Origin of the sequence: Micromonospora sp. NPDC005206 (assembly GCF_040608175.1) — a bacterium.
Taxonomy (GTDB): Bacteria; Actinomycetota; Actinomycetes; order Mycobacteriales; family Micromonosporaceae; genus Micromonospora.
Window position 1 is genome coordinate 44,046 of sequence record NZ_JBEXHU010000012.1, and the last position, 26,963, is coordinate 71,008.

A 26,963-nucleotide genomic window follows, 5' to 3' on the forward strand; every position below is an offset into this window, starting at 1 on the left:
GCGACCCGCCCCGAAGCGCCGGGGCGGCGGGCTCTCCGGCCCGCCGCGCCGGCGAGGATCAGGGTGAGTCCAGATCAATGCGTACCGTCAGCGGGCTCGCGTTCATCGCCTTCGAGGTGCGCACGCAGAGCCGGCGCACGAAGCTGCTCCTCCCGAACATCCGCTGGCGCTCACGAGGGTCATCGTCCTCGAGCATCCGCGCCGTCCCGGCCCGCCAGCGTGCGCGTGGTCCGCCGCCGACCTTCACCCGGACGCGGGGATCGGCCTCGACGTTTCGCACCCAGTCAGCACGGCGTCCCCGCTGCGAGACCAGCCAGAAGATGTCACCGTCCAGGCCATCACACACCGGGGTGTACCGCGGCCGGCCCGTACGCCGTCCGGTCGTCTCCAGCAGGGCATCGCCGGGGATCGGGAGTTTCCAGTTCCACGCGCGCCGGACGATCGGGTTGATCAGGCGCTGCTGGAGCGCGCGAGGCATCCCGGCCAGCCAGGACACGTCAGGGACCCGCCCTCAGCCCTGCCGGGCCTTCTGACGCCGGTCCGCCTTGTTGATCACGAAAGTCCTGCCTCGACGGCGTACCACGATCGAGTTCATCTTGTTCTTCAACCCGCGCAGTGAGTTCCTGACCTTCATCGCAGTCACCCTCCTCTGGTCGTATCCGGGTTCCGGCCGACGATCCGGTACCAGCGGGGCGATTCACCCGAGATGCGACACTCGCCCCTTCACGGCTTCGGTCCGCCACGGTCGTTCTGCCATCGCTCCGCTCGCGTACCCGACGGGTCGTCGCTCATTCGTCGCGTCGGTGCCGGTTCGCCTCCGGCACGTCGGCGGCCGCCAGCACCGGTGGTGGAGGCGGGTACGGCTCATGGCGTCACCGGCCGTCGGTAGACCGACACGTGGTCGCGACTGCCGTCGGTGAAGGGCCAGCCCGCCCAGTCCTCCCACCGGTGTTCCCGGGCCATGCCCGACAGTTCGGCCATCAGGTCGAGTTCGGCGGGCCAGGCGTAACGGTGGTTCGCGGGAAGCAGGTCGACCCCGGTCCCGGTGAGCCGGATCTTGGTGGTGGTCATCCGCTGCTCCGCCGGGTGCAGCAGAGCGGCCTCCAGCATGACGGTGTCCTGCGCGACCCGGACCGGCCGCAGTGCCGCGCCGGCCCGGAACGCGGCCAGGTCCGGCACCCATGCCTCGACGACGAAGCGACCGCCGGGACGCAAGTGCGCGGCGGCGTTGCGGAAGCACGCGACCTGCGCGGCCTGGTCCGGCAGCGCGAAGATCGTGTTGAACGCCAGGAGCACCAGAGCGAACTCACCCGGCGCCCGGGTCGCGGCGAAGTCGCCGATGGCCACCTCGATCCGTTCCCCACCCGGCTTCTCCCGCAGTCGAGCGGCCATCGCCGGGGACCCTTCCACACCGGCGACGGTCAGACCGCGTTCCTGCAGTGGCAGTGCCAGCCGGCCGGTGCCCACCCCGAACTCGCAGACCGGACCACCGTCCGCGAGTTCCACGAGCCGCTCGACCGCCGCCGTCGGATCCAGGTGCGCGAAGGCGTCGTCGTAGACGTCGGCCGGCACGTGCCGGCCGTACTCGCTCGCGTCGAACGGCAAACCGTGCCTCCTCAATCGCGGTGGCGAGCCCGGTAGCGGGCGGGCGCCCGCAGCACGTGCCCGTGTTCCGGCCGATCAAACCGCAGCTCCGTCGACCAGGCCGACCTGACGCACGCATCCCGGCCCGGAGCATTCTCCCTACTCTCAGTCACCGCGTGGACACGATGCGGCGTGAATGTCATCACCGCCGAGGGTCTCCGCCCTGATGCCGCGTGGCAGCCAAAAACTTTTGGTGGTTTCCTACAAATGAGGGGCGAGTGGTTCGGTGATTGCGTCATGGCGCTGCCAGCCGTCAGACGGAAGGGTGATCACTGCGGGGGCCGTCGTCTCTCCGCGAGCAGATCATGGTCTACCAAAGGGGTCAGTCGGGTGTTCAACCGTGTCGCCATCGTCAACCGTGGTGAGGCAGCCATGCGCCTCATCCACGCGGTCCGAGAGCTGGCCGCGGAGACCGGCGTCCGGATCGAGACGGTCGCCCTGTACACCGACGTCGACCGTACCGCCACCTTCGTGCGCGAGGCGGACATCGCCTACGACCTCGGTCCGGCGTTCACCCGCCCGTACCTCAATCTCGCGGTGCTGGAGCGCGCCCTGACCGAGACCGGCGCCGACGCGGCGTGGGTCGGCTGGGGCTTCGTCGCCGAGGACCCGGCGTTCGCCGAGCTGTGCGAGAAGATCGGCGTCACGTTCGTCGGGCCGAGCGCGGAAGCCATGCGCCAGCTCGGTGACAAGATCGGCTCGAAGCTGATCGCCGAGGAGGTCGGCGTGCCGGTCGCGCCGTGGAGCCGCGGCGCCGTCGAGACGCTGGCCGCCGCCCGGGCGGCGGCGGCCGAGATCGGTTACCCGTTGATGCTGAAGGCGACCGCGGGAGGCGGCGGGCGCGGAATCCGGGTGATCACCAGCGAGGCGGAGCTCGACGACGCGTACGAGCGCACCAGCCAGGAAGCGGCGCGGGCGTTCGGCAGCGGCATCGTGTTCCTGGAGCGCCTGGTCACCGGGGCCCGGCACGTCGAGGTCCAGGTGATCGCCGACGGGCAGGGCACCGCCTGGGCGCTCGGGGTCCGCGACTGCTCGGTCCAGCGACGCAACCAGAAGGTCATCGAGGAGTCGGCGTCGCCGGTGCTCAGCCCGGCGCAGGCCGCCGAGCTCAAGGCGTCGGCCGAGCGGCTGGCCCTGGCGGTCGGCTATTGCGGCGCGGCCACCGTCGAGTTCCTGTACCACCCCGGCGATCAACTGTTCGCGTTCCTCGAGGTCAACACCCGGCTTCAGGTCGAGCACCCGATCACCGAGCTGACCACCGGGTTCGACCTGGTCAAGGCGCAGCTGCACGTCGCCTCCGGCGGCCGGCTCGACGGCGAGCCACCGGTGGAGCGCGGGCACGCCATCGAGGCCCGGCTCAACGCCGAGGACCCGGACCGCGACTTCGCGCCGTCGCCGGGCCGCATCGCCCGGCTGGACCTGCCCAGCGGCCCGGGCATCCGGGTGGACACCGGCGTCAGCGAGGGTGACACCATCCCGGCCGACTTCGACTCGATGATCGCGAAGATCATCGCGTACGGCCGCGACCGTGCCGAGGCGCTCGGCAAGCTGCGCCGGGCGATGGCGAACACCACGGTGATCATCGAGGGCGGCGCGACGAACAAGAGCTTCGTGCTCGACCTGCTCGACCAGCCCGAGGTGATCGACGCCAGCGCGGACACCGGCTGGATCGACCGTGTCCGCGGCGAGGGCCGACTCGTCGCGCACCGGCACTCCGGAGTCGCGTTGGCGGCCGCCGCCATCGAGGCGTACGAGGAGGAGGAGAGCGTCGAGCGGCAGCGCCTGCTGTCGACGGCGTCCGGTGGGCGCCCCCAGGTGCAGCACCAGAGCGGCCGGCCGCTGGACCTCAAGCTGCGCGGGGTCACCTACCGCATGCGCGTGGCGCGGGTCGGCGCGCACCGGTTCCGCGTCGGCATCGAGGTGGGCGCCGCGGTGCGCACCGCCGACGTCGAACTCGACCGGTTCGACCGGCACACCGGCCAGATCGTCGTCAACGGCGCCCGGTACCGCCTGCTGACCGGCACGCACGGGCCGACCCACCTGGTCGAGGTGGACGGCGTGACGCACCGGGTCAGCCGCGACGAGGGCGGCGTCGTCCGGTCCCCCATGCCCGCGCTGGTCGTCGCCACGCCGCTGGAGGTGGGCGCCGAGGTCGAGGCGGGCGCGCCGGTGCTGGTGCTGGAAGCCATGAAGATGGAGACGGTGCTGCGGGCGCCGTTCAAGGCGCGCCTGAAGGAGTGCGCGGTCTCCGTGGGCAGCCAGGTGGAGGCCGGCGCGCCCCTGCTGCGGCTGGAGCCCCTCGCCGACGACGCCGACGAGACCACGGACGACCCGGCCGCCGGCTCCGTCGAGCTGGACCTTCCCGCCACCGCCGAGGATGTTCCGGCGTACCTGCGTAGCCGGCGCGGCCAGGAGGACCTGCGGGGCCTGCTGCTCGGCTTCGACGTCGACCCGCACGACGACCGTCGCGTGCTCGACGACTACCTCACCGCGCGGCGGGAGGCCACCGAGGCGGGCCACCGGCCACTGGCCGAGGAACTCGACCTTGTCGACGTGTTCGCCGACCTCACCGAGCTGAGCCGCAACCGGCCGACGGGTGAGGACGGCGGCGCCCACGTCCGCAGCGCCCGCGAGTACTTGCACACCTACCTGCAGAGCCTCGACGTCGAGCGGGCCGCTCTGCCCGATTCCTTCCAGGGCAAGCTCGCGAAGGCGCTCGGGCACTACGGCGTCACCGACCTGGAGCGCTCGCCCCAGCTCGAAGCCGCCGTGTTCCGGATCTTCCTCGCCCAGCAACGCGCGACCGCCGACGCCGCGGTCGTCGCGGCGCTGCTGCGCTCCTGGCTGCGGGAGACCCCGCCGGACGAGACGCTGCGCGAGCCCGCCGGTCTCGCGCTGGAGCGGCTGGTGGCGGCGACTCAGGTCCGCTTCCCCGCGGTCGCCGACCTCGCCCGTGGCGTGGTGTTCGCCTGGTTCGCCCAGCCGCTGCTGCGCCGAAACCGCGCCCGCGTCTACGCCGAGGTCCGTGGGCACCTGAGGCACCTGGACGCGCACCCGGACGCGGCCGACCGCACCGAGCGCATCGCGGAGATGGTACGCAGCACCGAACCCCTGGTACGGCTGCTCGGCCAGCGGCTCGTCCGTGATCACCTCGACAACGCGGTGATGCTGGAGGTGCTGACCCGCCGGTACTACGGCAACAAGGCGCTCACCAGCGTGCGCAGCAGCGACGTCGCGGGCTGCGCGTTCGTGGTCGCCGAGCGCGCGGACTCGAGCGTGGTCTCCGCCGCGGTCAGCTTCGACGCGCTCGGCAGCGCGCTGCGCGGGCTCGCCGAGCTGGCACGTGGCGAGGACGGCGTCGACGCCGACATCTACCTCGGCTGGGAGAACCAGCCGGAGGACTTCGACGCGATGGCGGAGGCGCTGCTCGAGGTCATCACCGCGCACCCGCTGCCGCCCCAGGTCCGTCGGCTCACCGCCACCGTCGCGGGTCGCGGCGGAGCGGTGATGCACCACCACTTCACCTTCCGCCCGTCCGGCCCAGGGATGACCGAGGACCGGCTGATCCGCGGCCTGCACCCGTACATCGCGCAGCGGATGCAGCTGGAGCGGCTGCACCAGTTCGACCTGACCCGGCTGCCGTCGTCGGACGAGGAGGTCTACCTCTTCCAGGCCGTGGCGCGGGAGAACCGGGCGGACGAGCGCCTCGTCGCGTTCGCGCAGGTGCGTGACCTGACCGAGCTGCGCGAGCACGACGGCCGGCTGGTCGCGTTGCCGACGACCGAGGACGCGGTCGCGGCGTGCCTCGACTCGATCCGCCGCGCCCAGTCGCGGCGACCGTCGAAGACACGCTTCAACACCAACCGGATCGTGATCTACGTCTGGCCGCCGAGCGAGCTGACCCGCGAGGAGATGGAGATGATCGCCGGGCGCGTGCGCCCGACGACTGCGGGCGCCGGGCTGGAGGAGATCTTGTTCATCGCGCGGCAGCGCGACCGGCGTACCGGCGAGCTGACCAAGATCGCCGTGCGGATCTCCTTCGACACGGCGGGCGGCGCGGAGCTGGCCATCGGCGCGCCGCCGGTGGAGCCGGTCGAGCCGCTCGACGAGTACCGGTTGAAGGTGCTGCGCGCGAGCAGCCGCAACACGGTGTACCCGTACGAGCTGACCGGCCGGCTCGGTGACTTCGTCGAGCACGACCTCGACGACGACCACGCGCTGGTGCCGGTGGACCGGCCGAAGGGGCGCAACGGCGCCGCGATCGTCGCCGGGGTGGTCACCACGCCGACCGTGCGGCATCCGCAGGGTGTCACCCGGGTCGTGCTGCTCGGCGACCCGACGAAGTCGCTGGGCGCCCTGTCGGAGCCGGAGTGCCGGCGGGTGATCGCCGCGCTGGACCTGGCGGAGCGGATGGGGGTGCCGCTGGAGTGGTGGGCGCTGTCCGCCGGGGCCCGGATCTCCATGACCTCGGGTACGGAGAACATGGACTGGGTGGCCGCGGCGCTCAAGCGGATCGTCGAGTTCACCCAGGCCGGCGGTGAGATCAACATTGTCGTCGCGGGCATCAACGTCGGCGCGCAGCCGTACTGGAACGCCGAGGCGACGATGCTCATGCACACCAAGGGCGTCCTGGTGATGACACCGGAGTCGGCGATGGTGCTCACCGGCAAGCAGTCGCTCGACTTCTCCGGTGGCGTGTCCGCCGAGGACAACTTCGGCATCGGTGGCTACGACCGGGTGATGGGGCCGAACGGGCAGGCGCAGTACTGGGCGCCGAACCTGACCGCCGCGCGGGACGTGTTGATGTCGCACTACGACCACACGTACGTCGCGCCCGGCGAGGACGCGCCCCGGCGGGCGACCACCATCGACCCGGTGGACCGCGACATCTCCGCCTTCCCGCACGACGTGGCGGGCAGCGCGTTCAGCACTGTCGGCGAGATCTTCTCCGCCGAGTCCAACCCGGACCGTAAGAAGCCGTTCGACATCCGAACGGTGATGCGGGCGCTCTCCGACCAGGACCACCCGGTGCTGGAACGCTGGGCGGGCATGGCCGACGCGGAGACCGCGGTGGTGCAGGACGTGCACCTCGGGGGCATCCCGGTGTGCCTGCTCGGCATCGAGTCACGATCGGTGCCGCGGCGCGGCTTCCCGCCCACCGACGGCCCGGACACCTACACCGCGGGCACGCTGTTCCCGCGGTCGTCGAAGAAGGCCGCGCGGGCGATCAACGCGGCCAGCGGCAATCGGCCGCTGGTGGTGCTGGCGAACCTGTCGGGCTTCGACGGCTCACCGGAGTCGATGCGCAAGCTGCAACTGGAGTACGGGGCCGAGATCGGCCGGGCGATCGTCAACTTCCGGGGGCCCATCGTCTTCTGCGTGATCTCGCGGTACCACGGCGGCGCGTTCGTGGTGTTCTCGAAGGCGCTGAACCCGAACATGACGGTGCTCGCGCTGGAAGGCTCGTTCGCCTCGGTGCTCGGTGGCGCTCCCGCCGCCGCCGTGGTGTTCGCCGGGGACGTCAACGCCCGCACGGCGGCCGACCCTCGCGTACGGGCCCTGGAGGCCCGGGTCGCGGCCGCGGCCGGCACCGAGCGCGCCGCGTTGACCGCGGAGCTCGACGAGCTGCGCTCCTCGGTGCGCGCGGAGAAGCTCGGCGAGGTGGCCACCGAGTTCGACCGCGTGCACAACATCCAGCGCGCCGTCGAGGTGGGCTCGGTGGACGCGGTGGTCCGCGCCGCCGAACTGCGTCCGCGCATCATCGACGCGATCGAGTCCCGTCTGCGCTAGCCGGCCGGTGCGGGCCGTCCCCTCGCGGGGGGACGGCCCCACCTGCCGGGCGGGGGTCAGGGCACCATCCAGCCGAGGACCGGCGAGCCCTGGAGCGCGACCAGCACACACATGAACAACAGCAGGAGCAGACTCCAGCCGAACACCTTGCGGAAGATCTCCCCCTCCCGGCCCGCCATGCCGACCGCGGCGGCGGCAATGGCCAGGTTCTGAGGGCTGATCATCTTGCCCAGCACCCCGCCGGAGGAGTTGGCGGCCGCCAGCAGCACCGGGTCCAGCCCGGCCCGCGCTGCCGTCTCCACCTGCAACGCCCCGAACAACGCGTTGGCCGAGGTGTCCGAGCCGGTGACCGCCACGCCGATCCAGCCGAGGATCGCCGAGAGGAAGACGAACGCCCCACCGGCGGCGGCCAGGAACGCGCCGAGCGTGTTGGTCTGCCCGGACTGGTTCATCACGTACGCCAGGGCGAGCACCGCCATGACGGTGACGATCGCGTACCGCAGCTCGACGTAGGTGCGCCCGTAGGCTCGCAGCGCCTGGCCGGCGGAGACCCGCAGCACCAACGCGGTGAGCACCCCGGCGAGGATCATCAGTGTGCCGGCGGCGGGCAGCCAGTTGAGGGTGTACGTAACCGACGACAGCGGATTGCCGTTCCCGCCGAGGATGTCCAGGCCCGGCCAGGCGAACTTCACCGTCCACGGCTCCTTCGCCAGGGCGTCCTTCACCGCCCCGAGGTTGGCGATGGAGAAGATCGCGATGATGATCAGGTAGGGCGCGTACGCGCGGGCCACCTCGGCGGGGGTGTCGGCGGGCCGGGGAGCGGCCGCTCGGGTGTGGCCCGCCCCGGCATCGGCCGCCGTCCGATCCCGATCCTCCCCCGGCGCGTCGTCCGAGACGAACGGGTCCCCCGGCGGGGACTCGCCGCCCGGGCCGTCGAGCGACGGCACGGCTGCGGTGGTCGTACCGGAGCGGCGGCCGGCGGTGGCGCGGACGGCGCCCGGGTCGGCAAGCTCGGCCTCGGCGGGCTCGCGGGCGGCCGGCACGCTCGCCACCTCCGGCTCGCGGCCCAGGTCGGCCGGGGTTACCGGGCGCCAGACGCGGATCAGCAGCACGACGGCGGCGGCCGAGACCAACGCCGCGACGATGTCGGTCAGCGGCACGGAGATGTAGTTCGCGGCGACGAACTGCGCCAGGCCGAAGGTCACGCCGGCGACCAACGCGGCGGGCCAGGTCTGCCGGATACCGCGCCGTCCGTCCACCAGGACCACCAGCAGCAGCGGTACGACCACCGCGAGGATCGGCGTCTGCCGGCCGACCATCGCGCCGAGGGTGTCCACGGTGAGCCGCGAGTCGTCGTTGACGCCACTGGTGACGGTGGCCAGGGTGACGACCGGGGTGGCGAGCGCGCCGAACGCCACCGGCGCGGTGTTGGCCAGCAGCGCCACCGAGGCCGCGTGGATCGGGCGGAAGCCGAGCGCCATCAGCATCACCACGGTGATGGCGACCGGCGTGCCGAAGCCGGCCAACGCCTCCAGCAGCGCGCCGAAGCAGAACGCGATGATGATCGCCTGGATCCGCATGTCCGGACTGACCCGTTCGAACGAGCGGCGCAACACGTCGAAGTGTCCGCTCTCGACGGTGAGGTTGTAGACCCAGATCGCGTTGAGGACGATCCACAGGATCGGGAAGAAGCCGAAGGCGGCGCCCTCGGTGGCCGAGAGCACGGCCTGCCCGACGGGCATGGCGTAGATGGCGACCGCCACCACCAGCGCGACCGCGAGCGAGATCAGCCCGGCCAGCCAGGCCCGCACCTTCAGCACGCCGAGCAGCACGAAGAGGGTGAGCAGAGGCAGGACGGCGAAGATTGCCGAGAGCGCGACGGAGTCGCTGACGGGATCGGTGACGACTGTGAACTGGTCGAACATGGGTCACCTCGACGCTCGGAGACGGTGGCGGGTGAGTTGGGGCCCTACAGCAGCTCCTCCACCGGGCGGGCGCGGAGGGAGGCGTCGAGGACCTGGGCGGTATGGGCCAGCGCGATGTCGCCGCCGGCGCGGGTCACCGCGGCGGCGACCTGCATGAGGCAGCCGGGGTTGGCGGTGACGAGCAGCCGCGCCCCGGTGGCCAGTACGGTGCGGGCCTTGCGGTCGCCGAGTTCGGCGGCCGGCCCGGGGTGGAGCACGTTCCAGATCCCCGCCGACCCGCAGCAGATCTCCGGGTCGGCGATCTCCCGCAGCTCCAACCCGGGAATGTCGCGCAGCAGCCGGCGGGGCTGGGCGCGGACGCCCTGGGCGTGGGCCAGGTGGCAGGCGTCGTGGTAGGCGACGGTCACCGGCAGCGGGTGCCGGGTGGCGACCGGACCCAGCTCGTCGAGAAGCTCGGACAGGTCACGCACCTTGCCGGCGAAGTCGGCGGCGAGCGCCGCGTAGCCGGGATCGTCCCGGAGCAGGTCGCCGTACTCCTTGAGGGTGGAGCCGCAGCCCGCCGCGTTGACCACGAAGAAGTCGATGCCGGCGGCGGCGAACGTGTCGAGCATCCGGCGGGCGAAGCGCTGCGCCTCCGCCTCGCGCCCGTTGTGCACGCTCAGCGCACCGCAGCAACCCTGCCGGTCGGGCAGGATGACCACGTCACAGCCCTCGGCGGCGAGCACCCGGGCGGTGGCGGCATTGACCTCGGGGAAGAACGCACCCTGTACGCAGCCGGTGAGCATGCCGACCACGGCCCGCCGGGGGCCGACCGCGGGAACCCGCTTCGGTGGGCGTTGCGGCCGGCGGAGCCGGGGGGCGAGGGACTCCAGCGCCGCCAGGGTGGGCGCCAGCCGGGGCAGCAGTCCGGTCCGCTGGACCAGACGGCGCACTCCGCTGGCCTGGTACGCGCGCAGCGGGCCGCGTAACAGCCGCAGCCGCCGCGGGTACGGGAAGAGCGCGAAGATCGCCGCCCGCAGCGCCCGCTCCCGGGGACCGCGGTGGTGCCGGCGTTCGACCTGCTGCCGGGTGTCTTCGATGAGGCGGTCGTAGCGGACGCCGGACGGGCAGGCGGTCACGCAGGACATGCAGCCGAGACACTGGTCGAAGTGGGTGACCATCGAGTCGGACAGCGGCTCGCCCTCCAGGCCCTCCTTCATCAGGTAGATCCGCCCGCGCGGCGAGTCCATCTCCTCGCCCCACAGCACGTAGGTGGGGCAGGTGGGCAGGCAGAAGCCACAGTGCACACAGTCTGAGACCAGCTCGGCGGCGGGCGGATGGTGCGCGTCGAACGCGCCTTCGCCGAGCGGTTGGGCGGCCAGGCCGAGCACGTCGCGGGGCCCACTTGCCGGGCGGGTTCCGCCCGGCGAGCTGAGCGGCGCGGTCTCCGCGGACCGGGCCGCGCCCGCCGGATCCCGACGGTCGGGCTGCCGGGGAATGGACATCAGATGCCTCCCACGAATCGGCCGGGCGCGAGCCGGGCATCGGGGTCGAAGCGCTCCTTGACCCGGCGCATCAGTGCCAGACCGTCGACGGGCCCCCACAGGTCCACGCGGTCCCGAACGGGCGGGGGCGCGGTGAGCACCACGACGTGTCCGGCGACGGCGGCGCTCGCCGTCCGCAGCGCGTCGATCAGGCCGGCGACCCGCTCCGGGTCGGCCGTGCCGGGCAGCCCGGCGTAGAGCACCCCGACGCCGGCCGAGCCACGCAGCGCGAGCGGCAGACCACACCTGTCGGCCGCCGCCCGGGCGTCGGCCAGCAGCCGCGGTACGCCGGAGAGCGCGGCGGTCAGCTTCAGCCCGATGTCGCCGTCCCGCCACGGGTACCGGCCCCAACCGTCCGGAGGCTCGTCGGAAGCGGTGGCGTCGCCGCCGAGGAGCCGTCGGGTCGCCTCCACGCGGGCGGCCACCCCGGCAGCGGTGCCCTCCAGCAGCACCGTCACCGCCGCTCCCCCACCGGCCGGCGCGTCCACCTCCAGCGCGGTGGGCACGAGCTGCGCGGCGCGTACGGTGCCGGCGAGCCGTCCCGCCTCGGCCGGGTCGTCGGTCCGGCGGGTGACGTACGCGACCGCGGACGGCAGCGGGTGCAGTCGGAACGCGCACTCGGTGATCAGCCCGAGCGTGCCGTACGCGCCGGTGACCAGCTTGGCCAGGTCGTAGCCGGCGACGTTCTTGACCACCTTGCCTCCGGCGTGCGCGACCACACCGTCGGCGCGGACCAGGGTGACCCCGATGATCAGGTCGCGCACGGTGCCGTAGAGCATCCGGCGAGGTCCGCTGGTGTTGGTGGCGACCGCGCCGCCGACGGTGCCGCCGGGCAGCGGCGCGTCGAGGGCGAGTTGCTGGCGGTCGCCGGCCAGGGTGGCGGCCAGCTCGTCGAGGCGGGTGCCGGCCCGGACCACGGTGATCAGGTCACCGGCGGCGTGCTCGACCACCCCGGCCAGCGCCGTGGTGTCGAGGATCAGGTCGAGTCGCCGGGGCGGGCTTCCCCACGCCTGCTTCGTGGCCGCGCCGCGGACCGTCACCGCGAGGTCGAGGGCGGCGGCCGCCCGCAGCAGGGTCGCCGCCCCGGCGGTGTCGCGGGGTGTGGCGACGTAGCGCGCGGGCATCCCGGCGATCACGTCGTGGTCGCCGGCCGGCCGGACCGACTCGGAGCCGTCGGGCCGCGGGCCGTCGGTCGCGGCCTCCCGGGCGGCGGCGCGGAGCCGGTCGAGGATCACGTCGGCGGGCATCAGAACGCCTCCGCCAGACCGGCCTCCTGCGCGGGGTGGACCCCCTGGCGTCGACCGGGGATCTCGCCGCAGAGCCGGGGTGTCGGAAAGACCTTGCCCGGATTCGCCAGACCGGCCGGGTCGAACGCGCAGCGCAGCAACTGCATGGTGTCCAGGTCGTCGTCGGTGAACATGCGCGGCATGTACTTCGCCTTGTCCATGCCGACGCCGTGCTCTCCGGTGATCGAACCGCCGTGGCTCACGCAGAGGTCGAGGATCGCGCCGGAGACCTCCTCGGCGCGTTCGGTCTGCCCGTCGACGCCCGCGTCGAACAGGACGAGCGGGTGCAGGTTGCCGTCACCGGCGTGAAAGACGTTGGCGACCCGGATGCCACGTTCGGCGGAGAGTTCACCGATGCGGCGCAGCACCGCGGGCAGGGCGGTGCGCGGAATGACCCCGTCCTGGACGATGTAGTCGGGGCTGATCCGTCCGACGGCGGCAAACGCGGACTTGCGACCCTTCCAGAACAGCGCCCGCTCGGCGTCGTCGGCGGCGATCCGGATCTCGAACGCCCGGTTGTCCCGGCAGAGCCGTACGACCTGGTCGAACTGGGCGGCCACCTCCGGGTCGGGCCCGTCCAGCTCGACGATGAGCACCGCGCCGGCGCCGGCCGGGTAGCCACAGTGCACGGCCGCCTCGGCAGCGGAGATGGCGAGCGCGTCCATCATCTCCACCGCCGCCGGCACCACCCCCGCCGCGATGATCGCCGAGGTCGCCGCGCCCGCCTGGTCGGTGCTCTCGAAGGCGGCCAGCAGGGTGCGCACCGACTCGGGCAACCGGGTCAGCCGCACGGTCACCTCGGTGGCGATGCCGAGGGTGCCCTCGGAGCCGACGAACGCTCCGAGCAGGTCGTAGCCGGGGGCGTCGGGCGCGCGGCCGCCGAGGCGTACCCGGTCGCCGTCGGGGGTGACCAGCTCGACGCCGGTGACGTGGTTGGTGGTGAAGCCGTACTTGAGGCAGTGGGCGCCGCCGGAGTTCTCCGCCACGTTCCCGCCAATGGAGCAGATCTGCTGGCTGGACGGGTCGGGCGCGTAGTACCAGCCGTGCGGGGCGGCAGCCCGGGTGACCGCCAGGTTGATCACGCCGGGCTGCACCACCGCCCGCTCGTCGGACGGGGCGATCTCCAGGATCTCCCGCATCTGCGAGGTGACGATCAGGACGCCGTCGGCGTGCGGCAGCGCGCCCCCGGAGAGCCCGGTGCCCGAGCCACGGGCCACGAACGGGGTGTCGGCGGCGACGCAGGCGCGGACCACGGCGGCGCACTGTGCGGCGTCGGCGGGGAGGGCGACGAGGGCCGGGACCACCTTGTACTGGGCCAGCCCGTCGCACTCGTAGGTGCGCAGCTGTTGTCGGTCGCTGATCACCCGGTCCGCGCCGATGGCGGCTCGCAGCGCGGCGGTGAGAGTTTCGAGGTCCGTTCCGGCTGTGCTCATCGCCCACCTCCGCTCGTCGGGTCGGTCGTCGGTCAGGGCATCCGTTCGTACGCCGGCACGGTGAGGAAGTCGGCGAAGTCGTCGGCGACGGCGACCTCCATGAACAGCGCCCGGGCGGCGGCGTAGTCGCCCGGGTCGCCGGGGAGCTTGGCGATCTCCTCGTCGGCGATCCGCTCGACCAACTCCCGGGTGACCCGGGCGCCGGTGTCGTTGAGGGTGAGGTCGTTGTGCAGCCACTGCCACACCTGGCTGCGGGAGATCTCCGCCGTGGCGGCGTCCTCCATCAGGTTGAAGATGGCCACCGCGCCGGAGCCACGCAGCCAGCTGGCCAGGTACTGCACCCCGACGCTGACCGCGTTGCGCAACCCGGTCTCGCTGTGCGGGCCGGGGGTGGCTCCCACCGAGAGCAGGTCGGCGGCGACGACCCGTACGTCCTCGCGGGTGCGGTCGAGCTGGTTCGGCCGGTCGCCGAGCACCGTGTCGAAGACCTCCCGGCAGATCGGCACCAGGTCGGGGTGGGCCACCCAGGAGCCGTCGAAACCGTCGCCGGCCTCGCGGGTCTTGTCGTCGCGGACCTTCGCCAGGGCGGTCTCGTTGACCTGCGGGTCGCGTCGACTGGGGATGACGGCCGCCATCCCCCCGATGGCGTGCGCGCCGCGTCGGTGGCAGGTCCGCACCAGCAGTTCGGTGTACGCCCGCATGAACGGCACGGTCATCGTCACCGCGTTCCGGTCCGGCAGCAGGAAGTCCGCGCCCCGGGTACGGAACTTCTTGATCACGCTGAACATGTAGTCCCACCGGCCGGCGTTCAGCCCCGCGGAGTGCTCCCGCAGCTCGTAGAGGATCTCGTCCATCTCGAACGCGGCCGGGAAGGTCTCGATCAGCACGGTGGCCCGGATGGTGCCGCGCGGGATGCCGAGCCGTTCCTGGGCGGCCAGGAAGACGTCGTTCCACAGTCGCGCCTCGAGGTGGCTCTCCATCTTGGGCAGGTAGAAGTAGGGCCCGGCGCCGCGGTCGAGCTGCCGGCGCGCGCAGTGGAAGAAGTAGAGCCCGAAGTCGACGAGGCTGCCGGAGGTGCGCTCACCGTCGACGAGGATGTGCTTCTCGGTGAGGTGCCAGCCGCGCGGCCGCACCACGATCGTGGCCAGTTCGCCGTCGTGCAACGCGTACTGCTTGCCCTCGGGGGACGTGAAGGCGAGCTTGCCGTCGATGGCGTCGCGCAGGTTGAGCTGACCGGAGATGACGTTCTCCCAGAGCGGGGTGTTGGCGTCCTCGTGGTCGGCCAGCCACACCTTCGCGCCGGAGTTCAGGGCGTTGATGGTCATCTTCGCGTCGGTGGGTCCGGTGATCTCGACGCGGCGGTCGACCAGGCCCGGTGCCGGCTCGGCGACCCGCCAGTCGGCCTCGCGGATCTCCCGGGTCTCCAGCAGGAAGTCCAGCAGCCCACCGTCGGCCAGCTCTGCCTCACGCTGCCGTCGCAGGGCGAGCAGGTCCCGGCGACGCGGGTCGAAGGCGCGGTGCAGATCGGCGAGGAAGGCCAGCGCCTCCGGGGTGAGGATCTCGTCGTACCGGGGGTGCATCGGGCCTGTGACCTCGACGCCCGCAGGGATGGTCATCGACTCGCTCCTCACCGTGACATGCGTGGTGATCGATCAGACGCGCTCCTGCCGACTGTAGTTCTTGCCGTACGGGGCCATGCCTGAGCGACGACACAGTCGCCGGGAGCGGTCGACCCGGTGCGGCGAACGGCGCTTCAGGCGCGGCGAGCGGCAGATGGGCCGAACCGTGCGGCGGCGAGGGGGCGGATACGACCCGAAACACCGGCCCGGCGCCGCCATGATCGGCCGGCCGCGCCGGTCCCCACCTGCGGTCGAGCCGCCCTGCTGATCTGCCAGCGCCACCAACCTTCGGAAGTTTCGAACCGAACGACACCAGCACTTCGCAGGTCACGCGACGGATTTCCGGAAGTGTTCGACCTTGACGGGGTCCATCGACAGCCTTAACGTTTCGGGCAGGTTTCGGGTCTCCACCCGAAGAGCTGTCGGAGCCACCACGGTCAGCCCGAGACCTCGGACACCCGACACCGACCCTGCTCCCAGCCCATCAGCACCATGCCCACACCCTCCATCTGATGATCGATCAAGATCGATTGGTGCCGAAAGGAAGGCAGATGAAGCAACGACGGTGGATCAGTGTCGGCGCGGTCGCGGTCGCGACCGTCGCGGCACTGAACGCGGTGCCGGCCACCGCGAGCCGGCCGTACGATCCCACCGCCCAGAGCCTGGCGGCTCTCGGGCTGCGGCACGGTCTCCAGGTCGGCACCGCGGTGGACATGGCGGCCCTCAACGACGCCAACGACCCGCAGTACCGCAGGCTGGTCGCCTCCGAGTTCTCCTCGGTCACCGCGGAGAACGCGATGAAATGGGAGAGCCTGGAGCCCACCCGCGGCGTCTGAGACTGGGCGGCGGCCGACCAACTCGTCGAGTTCGCCAGGCGCAACAAGCAGAGCGTGCGCGGCCACGTGCTGGTCTGGCACAACCAGTTGCCCACCTAGCTGACCAGTGGCGTCGCCGACGGCTCCATCAGCAAGCAGGAGCTGCGCGAGCTGCTGCGCAAGCACATCACCACCGTCGCCAATCGCTACAAGGGCAAGATCTGGCAGTGGGATGTGGTCAACGAGGCGGTCAGTGACCCCTGGGACACCCCGTCGACCCTGCACTACAAGGGCTTCTGGGCGCAGAACCTCGGGCCCGGCTACATCGCCGACGCGTTCCGCTGGGCGCGGGCAGCCGACCCCCGGGCGCTGCTGTTCTACAACGACTACAACATCGAGGCGTTCGGCTCCGGCAACCCCGCCGACGACAAGTCTCAGTTCGTCTACGACATGGTCAAGGGGTTGCGCGCCCAGGGCGTCCCGGTCGACGGCATCGGCTCCCAGGGCCACCTGGGCACGCAGTACGGCAACTACGACACCCTCCAGGTGACCGCCGCGCTGAAGAAGTTCACCGCGCTCGGTGTCGCCACCGCGTTCACCGAGGTCGACGTCCGCAGCGAGATGACCGAGGCCGTCCGGGCCGGCAACGCGGCCGAGATCAACCCCCGGTTGCAGGCGTCGGCCGCCAACTTCAGCGTGCTGATGAAGGCCTGCCTGGCCGTGCGCAGTTGCCTGTCGTACACCGTCTGGGGCTTCAGTGACCGGCACTCCTGGGTGCCGGGCTGGTTCAACGACCCGCCAGAGGGCATGGCCACCATCTACGACGAGAACTACCAGCCCAAGCGGGCGTACCACGAGCTGAAGTCCGACCTGATCTTCGCCGGCCCGCCGTACGTCCTGCCGCGCACCACTCCGAAGCCGCGCCGCTGACCGACCGCTTCGGCTGAGCCGACGAGGGTCACCGGAGCACGACCGGGCCGTGTGGGGCTCCGCGCCCCACACGGCCCGCGGGCATGGTGCTCCTGCCGGTGGGCCGGCAGTAGGATCGCTGCACCTCGGCGACGACTGTCGCCTGCTTCATCCGGAGCCCGCGTGTCCGAGCAGTCAGCCGTCGACGCCACCCGCGAGACCCGTCTCCGGAGGCGCCTCCTGCTGGACGGTGCCACCGTTGGTCATATTCCGCGGACCGCGCATGGCTGACCGTTGGTACCGATCTCTCCGCTGGGCACTGGCCGTCGTGTGCCTGGTCGCCGCCGCCACGGTGCCGGCCCGTCCGCCGCTGGCCACCAGGACCGAGTCCTCGGCCCTGCGGGTGCTCCAGCTGAACCTCTGCAACAGCGGCCGCGCCGGCTGCTACACGGGTCGGTCGGTGACCGCGGCGGTCGAGGTGATCAGCGCGGAGGTGCCCGACGTGGTCTCTCTCAACGAGATCTGCCGGGGCGATGTGGCGGTGCTGGAGGCCGCGCTGGCGACCGTCCACACCGACGGCGCGGTCGTGTCCGCCTTCAAGGCTGCCGGCGACCGCCCCAGCGGCGCCGTCACCCAGTGCCGCAACGGCGAGCCGTACGGCATCGGACTGCTGACCCGCGTCGATGCGACAACCACGCCCTACACGGTGCGCAGCGGGATCTACCCGGCGCAGGATGTCTCGGACCCTGAGGAACGAGCCTGGCTCTGCGTCCAGGTCCCCGGCTCGCTGCACGCCTGCACCACACATCTGGCGGCCACCAGCATCACCGTCGCGCTCGACCAGTGCCGTCACCTGCTCGACGCGGTCGTGCCCGCGATCCGCAGGAGCGTGGGGTACGCGCCGACGGTGCTGATCGGCGACCTCAATCTCCGGCACGACCGTTCCCCCAACGTGCGGTCCTGCGTACCGCCGGAGTACCTGCGGATCGACGACGGCGCGCTGCAACACGTCATGACGACAGCCGACGTCACGATCTGTTGCCGCCGGTCGATAGGAATGCACGGGGCGACGGACCACCCCGGGCTGCTGGTCACACTCACGATCGAGGGTAGACATCCCGGCTGGACAGATTGGGCGCGCACGCGCAGGGCCTCGTCGCGGTGAGCGAGCAGCCTTCCGCCGGTGGCTATCGCGCGATGCGGGCGACGGCGCCGTTGACGGACACGTCCTGCACGGATGGTCGTGGCTGCGGCGCGTCATCCGCGCGCCACCGCGCCACGGACACGATGCCCGGATCGACGAGCTCCATCCCGGCGAGCAGCTCGGCGAACTGCTCCGTGCTCCGGGCGCGGAACCGCCCGTCGTGATTGCTGGCTTCGAGCTTCGCGGTCACGGTCGGTGGCATGTATTCCCAGGTGACGTGCGAAGCGACCACGTAGCTGCCGGCAGGGAGCGCGGCGACGAGTCGGTCGAGGATGCCCTTGGGGTCTTCGTCGTCACGGATGAAGTGCAGGATCGCCACCAGCATCAGCGCGACGGGCTGGGACAGGTCCAACGTGGTCCACAGGTCCGGATGGGTGAGGATCTTGTCGGGCTCACGCAGGTCGGCGTCGAGGTAGGCGGTGCGGCCCTCGGTTGTGCTGCTCAGCAACGCGCGGGCGTGGGCGAGGACGATCGGGTCGTTGTCGACGTAGACGACCCGGGCTGACGGATCGATCGCCTGGGCGACCTCGTGGGTGTTGTCGGCGGTCGGGATGCCGGTGCCGATGTCCAGGAACTGCCGGACGCCCTCTTGCGCCAGGAATCGCACCGCCCGCTGCAGGAACATCCGGTTCTCGACCGCAGCCAGCCGGATCGTGGGCATCGCGGCCGCGAGGGCGTCACCGGACTCCCGGTCAGCAGCGAAGTTGTCCTTGCCGCCCAACAGGTAGTTGTACCTGCGAGCCGGGTGCGCGACCGTGGTGTCGATCCGGTCCGCCGCTGACAGTTCCCCGTTCCGGCCAGTCACCAGACCCCCCATCGCCGCGTTCGATTTCTACAAGGTACACACCCGACGGTCGTAGCGAATGCCCGCGGAGAGCGGCGCCACGGCACGGCCCACCGGCGGGAGTAGCGGACCGATTCTGTCCGCTGGGCGTGGCAGGGTGGCTCGTGGATGGAAGAAGGTCTGCCCCCAGCGCGACCTCCGAGACCCACTACGAACGGAGCAACCCGATGAGCCGCCACATCCAGGTCACCTTCGACGCCCACGACCCGCGGGCGCTGTCGTCCTTCTGGTGCGAGGCGCTGGGCTACGTGCTCCCCGGCCCGCCCGGAGTCGACCTGCCCGAGGGCGCCGACCCGCTGGCCGCGTGGGACGACTTCCTCGCGCGAATCGGCGTACCGGAGGAGGAGCGCAACACGAGATCGGCCATCGAGGACCCGGACGGGCACGGCCCACGGCTGTTCTTCCAGCAGGTGCCGGAGGACAAGGTCGCCAAGAACCGCGTCCACCTCGACGTCCGTGCGGCCCCCGGGCTGCAGGGAGAGGAGCGGATGGCGGCGCTGGAGGCCGAGTGCGACCGGCTCCTCGCGCTGGGGGCGACGCGGGTACGTCGCTCCGAGCCCGCTCCCCCACTGGACGCCGGCTTCATCGTGATGGCCGACCCCGAGGGCAACGAGTTCTGCCTGGACTGAGGCGGCTCACCTGTGACGTCGCGGCTGGTGCGGCGACCTGCCGCGCTCGTCAGCTGATGGCGGGGCTACGGCGTTCCAGCAGGACGACGTCCCGCCAACGGTCGTGATGGCGACCGACGCGCTCGCGAACGCCGATGACGCGGAACCCGGCACGCTCGTGCAGGGTCAGGCTGGCGGTGTTCTCCGGAAAGACACCGGACTGGATCGTCCAGATGCCGGCGGCTTCGGTCGAGGCGATCAGCGTGTCCAGCAGCAGTCGGGCGATCCCGCGCCCGTGGGCGGCCGGATCGACGTAGACGGAGTGCTCGACGACGCCGGCGTAGACCGCGCGGGTCGAGGTCGGCGAGACCGCGATCCAACCGGCGACGCCGCTCTCGCCGCTGACGGCCACGAACCGGTGCGCGGTCAGGCGCGTGGCGTCGAACGCCGACCAGGTCGGCGCGGTGACCTCGAAGCTGGCGTTGCCGGCGTCGAGCCCGGCCTGGTAGATCGCCAGGACCCGCTCGGCGTCACCGGCAGCCATGGGACGCACGGAGATGTCAGCCATCAGCAGCTCAGCCCTGGCCGGGCTCGCCGGTCTGCTCCCACATCGACTTCATTTCGCCGAACGCCTGCTCCATGATCTGGACCATGGCGGCGCGGGCGCGGTCGCCGTCGCGACGCTGGATCGCCTGTGCCACGTCGGCGTGCAGTTGGAGAGCCTGCTCGTGGGGGTAGTGCGGCATCAGGTCGTAGTGGTGGCGGCCGGTGAGAACCTCCGCCACCAGGTCCTGCAGCCTGACGAACATCTCGTTACCCGAGGCAGCCAGCACCCGACGGTGGAACTCGATGTCGAGGTGGAGGAAGCGCTCCTCGTCCCCGGCCTTCCCGGCGGCCCACATCTTGGCCGCCAACCCGACGAGGTCGCTCGCCTCGTCGTGGTCGACCCGGCGAGCGGCCAGCCAGGCGGCGTGCGGCTCGACGGCCGTCCGTAGCTCGGTGATCGAGCGCATCTGTGCCATCCGGCCGTCCGAGGCCAGTCGCCAGCGGATCACCTGCGGGTCGAAGACGTTCCAGTCGCGTGTTGGCCGGATCAGCACCCCGACCCGGCGGCGGGTCTCGATGAACCCCATGGCGGCGAGCACCCGCAGGACCTCGCGGACGACCGAGCGGGACACGCCGTACCGGTCGACCAGCTCGTCGATGTTGAGGACGGAGCCCGGCGTCAGCTGGCCTCCGCAGATGGCGGTGCCGAGGTGGTCGAGAACTTGTGCGTGCAGCCCGGCCTCGGCAGGGGCCTTCTTCTGGACGGCTGCAACCCCTGATGAGGACCGGTCCACGCGTTGCAGCATATCAGTTGGAGATCACCCCTTGAATAAATCCGCTTTATCGGCCTAGCATCCGGACGTTAAGCGGACGTTAACAGCGAGGTCGTGCTCTACCCCCGAAGCGGCGACCACGACAGAAGGAGAGATGGACGTGCGGCGTCGATCGATATTTGGAACTTCTCTGGCCGTGGTTGCCGCCATGGGCCTGTCAGCGTGCGGCGGCGGCGGGGACGACAGCGCCTCGTCGAAGACCGTGCGGGTGACCCTGGCCAACCACGTGTGGACGGAGAACATCAAGCAGGCCCTGCCCGAGTTCGAGAAGCAGTCCGGCCTGAAGGTCGAGATCACGCAGCTCGGCGAGGACCAGCTCTCCGACCAGTACAACGTCAAGCTGAACGCCGGCTCCAGCGACATCGACGTGATGATGTACCGCCCCCTGCAGGAGGGGAAGCTGTTCGCCAAGAACAAGTACCTCGCCGACCTGTCCGACGAGGTGAAGTCCAACAAGGACTGGGACTTCAGCGACTTCCAGGCCGGCCCGGTGGACGCCACCTCGTACGAGGACAAGGCGGTCGGCGTCCCGATCATCACCGAGCAGGAGGTCCTCTACTACCGCAAGGACCTGCTGGGCAAGGCCGGTCTGACCGCCCCACCGAAGACCCTCGACGAGCTCAAGGCGGCCGCGGCCAAGATCAAGGCCGCCGACCCGAGCATCGCGGGCTTCGTGGCGCGTACCGGCAAGTCGCCGGCGGTCACCCAGTTCTCCAGCTTCCTCTACAGCTTCGGCGGTGACTTCGTCGACAGCAGCGGCAAGGCCACCGTCAACAGCGAGCAGGCCAAGCAGGCGTACGCCTACTACGGCGGGCTCCTGAAGGACCAGGGCCCGGCGAACGTCAGCACCGACATGAGCTGGCCCGAGGCGATGGCCATCTTCACCCAGGGCAAGGCGGCGTTCTACACCGAGGCCAACTCGCTCTACAAGAACGCCACCGACCCGGCCAAGTCGAAGGTCTCCGACACCGTCGGCTTCGCGCCCTTCCCGGCCGGCCCCGCCGGTTCGAAGCCCTACAACATCCCCTCGTGGGCGTTGGGCATCAACGACAACTCCGAGAACCAGAGCAACGCCTGGAAGTTCGTCGAGTGGGCGACCAGCAAGGAGCAGACGCTCGCGCAGCAGAAGTCCGGCGTGCCGGGCGCGCGTACCTCGGTCTGGGCCAACCCGGAGGGCACCGCCACGTACCCGAAGGACCTCGTCGAGGCCATCGCGGCCAGCACGAAGGACGGCGTGGGTCACGACCGCCCGCTGGTCAACAAGGTCGCCCAGGCCCGGGAGATCGTCGGCCAGCCGATCGTCGACGCCATCGCGGGCAAGGATGCGGCGGCGGCGGCCGACTCCGCCAACGAGGCGTTCCAGCCCGCACACCCACTCCTTCCCTACACCACGCACTTCCTATCTGGCGGGGCCGTCCGGCTCCGCCACCCCCGCCGGGCCCGCCCACCCCGGAGATCTCATGGCAGCAGTGACCACCCCCACCAGACCGCCCCGCCGAGCATCGGAGACGCCGGACACGCCGGCGTGGGCCCGCTGGGCCAACGACCATCGCAAGTGGCTCTTCGCGACGCCGGCCATGGTCTTCGTCGCCGCGCTGATCGTCTTTCCGCTGGCCTGGACCGGATACCTCAGCCTCACCGACGCCGAGGGCTCGGTTCGGGCGGAGTCCGAGTTCGTGGGCTTCCAGAACTACGTCGAGGTGCTCTCGGACACCGACCGGTTCTGGCCCGCCGTCGGCCGGACCGCCGCGTTCACCGTCGTCGCGTTGCTGTTCGAGGTCGTCCTCGGCATGGCGGTCGCGCTGCTGCTGTGGCGACCGTTCCGGGGTCAGAAATGGGTCCGGGTCGCCATCCTGATGCCGCTGGTCGCCACCCCGGTCGCGGTCGGCATGATGTGGCGGCTCATCTTCGACCCGAACATCGGCATGGCGAACCAGGTACTCGGCTGGGTCGGCATCGGACCCCAACCGTGGCTGGCCGGCCAGCACTCGGCGCTGCCCACGACGATCTTCATTGACGTCTGGCAGTGGACCCCGATGGTGGTGCTGATCCTGCTCGCAGGCCTGACCTCGCTGTCCGACGAGCCCCAGGAGGCGGCGCGTATCGACGGCGCCAGCACCTGGCAGCGGTTCCGGCACGTCACCCTGCCGCTGGTGATGCCGACCGTGATCGTCGCGATCCTGCTGCGCGGCATCGACGCGCTGAAGACCTTCGACATCCTCTACGCCACGAAGGGCCGCGGCGGCGGCTCCTTCCACGAGGTCGAGACGCTCAACGTGTACGCCTACGGACTGAGCTTCGACTACAACGAGTACGGCATCTCATCGACGGTCCTCATCGTCTTCTTCCTGATCATCATCGGGTCGATGTGGGCTCTGACGTCGCGTAGGAAGGAGGCGAAGCGATGAAGTCCAGCCCCGCCTACCGGGTGTTCCGCGTGGTGGCGCTCACCGTCGTGGTGATCGCGCTGCTCGTGCCGCTGCTCTGGATGGTCGCCGCCTCGTTCAAGACGAACGTCGACATCTACGACACGGGCAAGGCGTTCGCCTTCTCGCCCACCCTGACGAACTACGCGAACGTCCTGGAGCAGGCCAACTACGTCGAGTTCATCGTCAACAGCCTCTGGGTGGCCTTCGCGGCCACCGTGCTCTCCATCGTCCTGGGCGTGCCCGCGGCGTACTCCATGAGCCGCTTCAACATGAGGAAGTCCGCGCTCGTCGTGCTGATGGCGCGGGTCATCCCCGGCGTCTCCCTGCTGGTGCCCTGGTACTACGTCTTCTCGAACCTGAAGATGGTCGGCGGCTTCAGCGTGCTCATCCTGAGCCACATGTTCGTGTCGCTGCCGCTGGTGGTCTACATCATGATGGGCTACTTCGACAGCCTGCCCATCGAACTCGAGGAGGCGGCGCTCGTCGACGGGCTGACCCACATCGGCGCGTTCCGCCGGATCACGCTGCCGCTGTCGATACCGGGCGTGGCCACCGCCGGCATCCTGTCCTTCATCTTCTCCTGGAACAACTTCATGTTCGCCCTGGTGCTCTCCGGCGCCGACACCAAGACCCTGCCGGTCGCGATCTTCGACTTCGTCGGCTACGCCAGCATCGACTGGGGCGGACTCATGGCGGCGGCCAGCGTCGTCACCCTGCCGATCATGCTGATCGCCCTGTTCGTGCAGAAGTACGTCGTCTCCGGCCTCACCGCCGGCGCGACGAAGGGCTGAGGACACCGTGACGACAATCGCTCGGGTCGAGACCTTCCTGGTCGCCCCCCGCTGGCTCTTCGTCCGCGTCGAGACCGAATCCGGGATCGTCGGCTGGGGCGAGGCGACCTGCGAGGGCCGCTCGGAAACCGTCCGCACCGCCGTGGAGCAGCTCAGCGAGTTGCTGATCGGCCGGGACGCGCTGCGGATCGAGGACCACTGGCAGACCATGACGAAGGGCTCCTTCTACCGGGGCGGCCCGATCCTGGCCAGCGCGGTGTCCGGCCTGGACCAGGCGCTGTGGGACATCGCCGGCAAGCGGTACGGGGCGCCGGTGCACCAGCTGCTCGGCGGCCCGGTCCGGGACCGGATCCGGGTCTACGGCTGGGTCGGCGGCGACGAGCCCAGCGAGGTCCGCGACCACATCGCGGCGCAGGTGGAGGCCGGACTGACCGCGGTCAAGATGAACGCCTCGGGGCGGATGAGCCCGATCGCGTCCGTCGCCGAGCTGGACGGGGTGGTCCAGCGGGTCGCCGCCGCCCGGGAGGTGCTGGGCGACGAGCGTGACGTCGCTGTCGACTTCCACGGCCGGTTCACCCTCGCCAACGCCCGCCGCGTCGCCCCGCTGCTCGAGCCGTACCGGCCGCTCTTCCTCGAGGAGCCGGTCGTACCGGAGAACTCCCACCTCATCGGCGACTTCGTGCGGTCCACGACCACGCCCGTGTCGACCGGGGAGCGGCTCTACAGCCGGCAGGAGTTCCTGCCGGTCTTCCAGGCCGGCATCGCGGTCGCCCAGCCGGACCTCTCGCACGCCGGCGGCATCTCCGAGGTACGCCGGATCGCCGCGCTCGCCGAGGTCTACGACGTGCAGCTCGCCCCGCACTGCCCGCTCGGGCCGATCGCCCTCGCGGCGTGCCTGCAGATCGGCTTCGCCACACCCAACTACCTGATTCAGGAACAGAGCATCGGCATCCACTACAACCTCGGGGCCGAGGTCCTCGACTACGTCGTGGAGACCACCCCGCTGCTCTTCGTCGACGGGCACATCGAGCGTCTCACCGCGCCCGGGCTCGGCATCGAGGTCGACGAGCAGGCGGTACGCGCGGCGGACAAGCGCGGGCACGTGTGGCGCAGCCCCACCTTCCGGCACCCCGACGGCTCCTACGCGGAATGGTGAGCATGACCCTCGACCTCACCGGTGAACTCGCCGCGGCCCGCCTTCTGGGGATCATCCGCGGCACCGACACGGCCGCCTCGATCGCCACCGGCGTGGCGCTGCTCCAGGAGGGCGTACGCATCGTCGAGGTGGCCCTCACGACACCCGGAGCGTTACGCGCCATCGAGGCCATCCGGGCGGCCGCGCCGGTCGGCGCGCTGGTCGGCGCGGGAACGGTGCTGACCGCCGCCGACGTCGCCGACGTGGCCGCCGCCGGCGCGCACTTCGTCGTCACCCCGGCCGTCGTCGACTCGATCCCCGAGGCCGTTCGCCGCGGTCTGCCGGTCGCCGCCGGGGCGCTCACCCCGACCGAGGCGTACACCGCGGTCCGGATGGGGGCGTCGGCGGTGAAGCTCTTCCCCGCCTCGCTCGGCGGCCCGGCGTACCTCAGGGCGCTACGCGACCCGTTCCCGGAACTTCCCCTCGTCGCGGTCGGCGGGGTGGGTCTGGCCGAGATGCCCGCCTACCTCGACGCCGGGGCCATCGCCGTCGGCGTCGGCGGCCCGCTGGTGGGCGACGCCGCGTCCGGCGGCGACCTCGACGCGCTGCGCGCCCGGGCGCGCGGCTACCTGACGGCGGCGACCCACCGGCCGGTCCCATGACCGCGGTCGACCTGCTCACCTTCGGCGAGTCACTGGTGTCGCTGCGGGCGGCCGGACCGCTCGCGGTCGGTGGCGCCCTGACCATGCACCTGGCCGGTGCGGAGTCGAACGTCGCGATCGGCCTGGCCCGGCTCGGCCACCGGGCCGCCTGGGTCGGTCGGGTCAGCGACGACGAGCTGGGCGAGTACGTGCTGCGGCAACTGCGCGCCGAAGGCGTACGCGTCGACGGCGTGACCACCGACCCCACCCGGCCCGCCGGGCTGATGTTCCTGGAACGGCGCACCGCCGACGTGACCCGGGTGCGGTACCACCGGTCCGGCTCGGCCGGGTCCGCCCTGAGCATCGAGGACGTGCGCGCGCCGATCGCCGAGGGCGCCCGGGTGCTGCATCTGAGCGGGATCACCCCGGCGCTGTCCGACAGCGCCCGCGAGGCCACCACCTGGGCGGCCGAGGCGGCCTCCCGGTCCGGGACGCTGGTCTGCCTCGACGTCAACTACCGGGCCCGGCTCTGGACCCGGGAAGCGGCCCGCACGACGCTCACCCCGCTGGCCGCGTACGCCTCGCTGGTCATCGCCTCCGCCGACGAGCTGGACCTCGTCGACGAGCCCGGGGCGGACGAGTCCAGCGTCGTCGCGCGCCTGCTGGCGCGTGGCGTGCGGACCGTCCTGGTCAAGCTCGGCGCCGACGGCGCCCGGGCCCACACCCACCAGGGCGTCCGGCACGTCGCGGCGGTGCCGGTGACCGCGGTCGACACGGTGGGCGCCGGTGACGCGTTCAGCGCCGGCTACCTCTCCGGGCACCTCGACGGGCTCGACCTCGACGGCCGCCTGCGTCGGGCGGTGACCGTGGGCGCCTTCGCCGTCGCCGCTCACGGCGACTGGGAGGGCCTGCCGCGCCGCGCCGAACTGTCCCTTCTCGACGAACACGAGACTGGAAGCACCATCCGGTAAACCCGCCCAGCGCGGCA

General features: G+C 71.4%; 19 protein-coding genes and 2 pseudogenes. 10 read left to right on the forward strand and 11 right to left on the reverse strand.

All coding sequences use genetic code 11. The features are described 5' to 3' along the window. Positions 1 to 58 precede the first annotated feature (58 nt). The 3 genes from ABZU69_RS19280 to ABZU69_RS19290 form a co-directional block, all read right to left on the reverse strand. A complete protein-coding gene (locus tag ABZU69_RS19280) occupies positions 59 to 496 on the reverse strand; it encodes a nitroreductase/quinone reductase family protein (protein WP_354965699.1) in 438 nt (145 codons plus the stop codon). Between the two features lie 15 nt (positions 497 to 511). Continuing rightward, positions 512 to 634: a ribosomal protein bL36 gene (locus ABZU69_RS19285; RefSeq protein WP_089020301.1), complete on the reverse strand. Its 123-nt coding sequence runs from the start codon at positions 632 to 634 to the stop codon at positions 512 to 514. Positions 635 to 864: 230 nt separating this feature from the next. Further along, positions 865 to 1,605, reverse strand: coding sequence for a class I SAM-dependent methyltransferase (locus ABZU69_RS19290; RefSeq protein ID WP_354965700.1), 741 nt, complete (start codon positions 1,603 to 1,605; stop codon positions 865 to 867). 369 nt (positions 1,606 to 1,974) lie between these two features. Here ABZU69_RS19290 and ABZU69_RS19295 point away from each other — a divergent pair, with 369 nt between their 5' ends. Then, entirely contained in the window at positions 1,975 to 7,434 is a 5,460-nt protein-coding gene (locus ABZU69_RS19295; RefSeq protein WP_354965701.1) for a carboxyl transferase domain-containing protein, read from the forward strand. Positions 7,435 to 7,490: 56 nt separating this feature from the next. On the opposite strand, the gene ABZU69_RS19300 is transcribed toward ABZU69_RS19295, so the two are convergent. From ABZU69_RS19300 to aceB, 5 genes are read right to left on the reverse strand one after another with little or no spacing between them, the layout of a single operon-like run. Next, on the reverse strand, positions 7,491 to 9,359 hold the full coding sequence (locus tag ABZU69_RS19300; protein ID WP_354965702.1) for an L-lactate permease: 1,869 nt from the start codon (positions 9,357 to 9,359) through the stop codon (positions 7,491 to 7,493). 44 nt (positions 9,360 to 9,403) lie between these two features. Next, on the reverse strand, positions 9,404 to 10,843 hold the full coding sequence (locus tag ABZU69_RS19305) for a heterodisulfide reductase-related iron-sulfur binding cluster (RefSeq protein WP_354965703.1): 1,440 nt from the start codon (positions 10,841 to 10,843) through the stop codon (positions 9,404 to 9,406). Continuing rightward, a complete protein-coding gene (locus ABZU69_RS19310) occupies positions 10,843 to 12,129 on the reverse strand; it encodes an FAD-binding protein (protein WP_354965704.1) in 1,287 nt (428 codons plus the stop codon). Before ABZU69_RS19310 ends, ABZU69_RS19305 begins: the two co-directional genes overlap by 1 nt. Next, positions 12,129 to 13,601 (reverse strand): FAD-linked oxidase C-terminal domain-containing protein, encoded by a 1,473-nt coding sequence (locus ABZU69_RS19315; RefSeq protein WP_354965705.1) that lies wholly within the window; start codon positions 13,599 to 13,601, stop codon positions 12,129 to 12,131. Before ABZU69_RS19315 ends, ABZU69_RS19310 begins: the two co-directional genes overlap by 1 nt. A 32-nt stretch (positions 13,602 to 13,633) precedes the next feature. Then, positions 13,634 to 15,217, reverse strand: coding sequence for a malate synthase A (gene aceB, locus ABZU69_RS19320; RefSeq protein WP_354965706.1), 1,584 nt, complete (start codon positions 15,215 to 15,217; stop codon positions 13,634 to 13,636). A gap of 554 nt (positions 15,218 to 15,771) precedes the next feature. Here aceB and ABZU69_RS19325 point away from each other — a divergent pair. Further along, positions 15,772 to 16,965, forward strand: a pseudogene (locus ABZU69_RS19325) (endo-1,4-beta-xylanase). A gap of 262 nt (positions 16,966 to 17,227) precedes the next feature. Then, on the forward strand, positions 17,228 to 18,109 hold the full coding sequence (locus ABZU69_RS19330; protein WP_354965707.1) for an endonuclease/exonuclease/phosphatase family protein: 882 nt from the start codon (positions 17,228 to 17,230) through the stop codon (positions 18,107 to 18,109). Between the two features lie 22 nt (positions 18,110 to 18,131). On the opposite strand, the gene ABZU69_RS19335 is transcribed toward ABZU69_RS19330, so the two are convergent. Continuing rightward, positions 18,132 to 18,953, reverse strand: coding sequence for an SAM-dependent methyltransferase (locus tag ABZU69_RS19335; protein ID WP_354965708.1), 822 nt, complete (start codon positions 18,951 to 18,953; stop codon positions 18,132 to 18,134). 206 nt (positions 18,954 to 19,159) lie between these two features. On the opposite strand from ABZU69_RS19335, the gene ABZU69_RS19340 reads away from it, so the two are divergent. Beyond that, the gene (locus tag ABZU69_RS19340) at positions 19,160 to 19,621 is read left to right on the forward strand and encodes a VOC family protein (protein WP_354965709.1); all 462 of its coding nucleotides are present in this window, start codon (positions 19,160 to 19,162) and stop codon (positions 19,619 to 19,621) included. A gap of 49 nt (positions 19,622 to 19,670) precedes the next feature. Here ABZU69_RS19340 and ABZU69_RS19345 read toward each other — a convergent pair whose 3' ends face one another. Together ABZU69_RS19345 and ABZU69_RS19350 are read right to left on the reverse strand one after the other, a co-directional pair. Further along, on the reverse strand, positions 19,671 to 20,168 hold the full coding sequence (locus tag ABZU69_RS19345; RefSeq protein ID WP_354965710.1) for an N-acetyltransferase family protein: 498 nt from the start codon (positions 20,166 to 20,168) through the stop codon (positions 19,671 to 19,673). A 7-nt stretch (positions 20,169 to 20,175) separates the two neighbouring features. Then, positions 20,176 to 20,940 (reverse strand): FadR/GntR family transcriptional regulator, encoded by a 765-nt coding sequence (locus ABZU69_RS19350; protein ID WP_354965711.1) that lies wholly within the window; start codon positions 20,938 to 20,940, stop codon positions 20,176 to 20,178. Positions 20,941 to 21,127: 187 nt separating this feature from the next. Here ABZU69_RS19350 and ABZU69_RS19355 point away from each other — a divergent pair. The 6 genes and pseudogenes from ABZU69_RS19355 to ABZU69_RS19380 all read left to right on the forward strand — a co-directional run. Then, positions 21,128 to 22,144, forward strand: a pseudogene (locus ABZU69_RS19355) (sugar ABC transporter substrate-binding protein); the annotation flags it as partial. A gap of 625 nt (positions 22,145 to 22,769) precedes the next feature. After that, on the forward strand, positions 22,770 to 23,387 hold the full coding sequence (locus tag ABZU69_RS19360) for a sugar ABC transporter permease (protein ID WP_354965712.1): 618 nt from the start codon (positions 22,770 to 22,772) through the stop codon (positions 23,385 to 23,387). Then, positions 23,384 to 24,199 carry a carbohydrate ABC transporter permease gene (locus ABZU69_RS19365; RefSeq protein ID WP_354965713.1) on the forward strand — a complete coding sequence of 272 codons (816 nt, stop codon included), beginning with the start codon at positions 23,384 to 23,386 and terminating at the stop codon, positions 24,197 to 24,199. The genes ABZU69_RS19360 and ABZU69_RS19365 overlap by 4 nt, the downstream gene beginning before the upstream one ends. A gap of 7 nt (positions 24,200 to 24,206) precedes the next feature. After that, positions 24,207 to 25,355 (forward strand): galactonate dehydratase, encoded by a 1,149-nt coding sequence (gene dgoD / locus ABZU69_RS19370; protein WP_354965714.1) that lies wholly within the window; start codon positions 24,207 to 24,209, stop codon positions 25,353 to 25,355. Between the two features lie 2 nt (positions 25,356 to 25,357). Beyond that, entirely contained in the window at positions 25,358 to 25,996 is a 639-nt protein-coding gene (locus tag ABZU69_RS19375; RefSeq protein WP_354965715.1) for a bifunctional 4-hydroxy-2-oxoglutarate aldolase/2-dehydro-3-deoxy-phosphogluconate aldolase, read from the forward strand. Continuing rightward, positions 25,993 to 26,946, forward strand: a complete 954-nt coding sequence (locus ABZU69_RS19380) for a sugar kinase (protein WP_354965716.1) — start codon at positions 25,993 to 25,995, stop codon at positions 26,944 to 26,946. The genes ABZU69_RS19375 and ABZU69_RS19380 overlap by 4 nt, the downstream gene beginning before the upstream one ends. Positions 26,947 to 26,963: the final 17 nt, after the last annotated feature.